Genomic DNA, 750 nt, shown 5'->3' on the forward strand with positions numbered 1-750 from the left:
ATAGAGCTGGCGGGTATTGCCGCATGGGAAAAGCTGACACACCGCCTGGCGCAAAAAGGATTCAAGATTACGGGAGAAGATGAGGTCAATTGTCGATTCCGCTTCAACGACATCATCGTAGATGTGATGCCTTCAGATGCATCAGTACTGGGCTACGCCAATCGCTGGTTCGTAGATGGCCTCGCAAACGCCAGGAAATTTTCTCTCCCGAATGGGCGCAGCATTCAGATCTTCGAGCCGTCCTATTTTCTAGCCACCAAATTGGAAGCTTTTAGCGGTCGCGGCAACGGAGACCCCTATCACAAGGATGTTGAGGATATGGTCATTCTCATTGACGGTAGGCCAGAGCTGCAGGCAGAGATCGCGCTATGTACTGCTGAATTGCGGCAGTACATCGCCGACGGGATCACCTCGCTAATGAAGCTGAATGGCATTGACTATGTGATTCAAAGCTCAGGATCTGTGACTGCCAACCCAGGAAGGGAAAAGCTTATCCATCAGCGGATGAAAGACCTGAGCAATCTGGGATGAACCATACGGCGAAAAGCTTTAAGGGACGTGTCAGGGGTGAAAATCGCGATTACGCGCACGCTGTTATCGATGAACGGCGGGGCCTTTTCGTCGTTGTCGATGGCACGTCAAAATCAGGTAGCGGGCAATTAGCTCAAGATCTCGCCCAGAACATTGCTGACACCTACCAGTCGAGAGTAAGCCTGGGAGCCGAGGACGGCACCTTTGATCTATCTACCC

At 51.9% G+C, this 750-nt stretch carries 1 protein-coding gene and 1 pseudogene; both read left to right on the forward strand.

Annotation, left to right across the window (positions count from 1 at the left end; genetic code table 11):
* Positions 1–531, forward strand: a 531-nt coding sequence (locus tag FAS41_RS30735; protein ID WP_138527034.1) for a hypothetical protein, incomplete at its 5' end; no start/stop codon positions are given.
* Positions 528–750: pseudogene (locus FAS41_RS31115) on the forward strand (serine/threonine protein phosphatase); the annotation flags it as partial. The gene FAS41_RS30735 and the pseudogene FAS41_RS31115, both read left to right, overlap by 4 nt.

The organism is Pseudomonas nicosulfuronedens, from assembly GCF_005877905.1.
GTDB classification, from domain to species: Bacteria; Pseudomonadota; Gammaproteobacteria; order Pseudomonadales; family Pseudomonadaceae; genus Pseudomonas; species Pseudomonas nicosulfuronedens.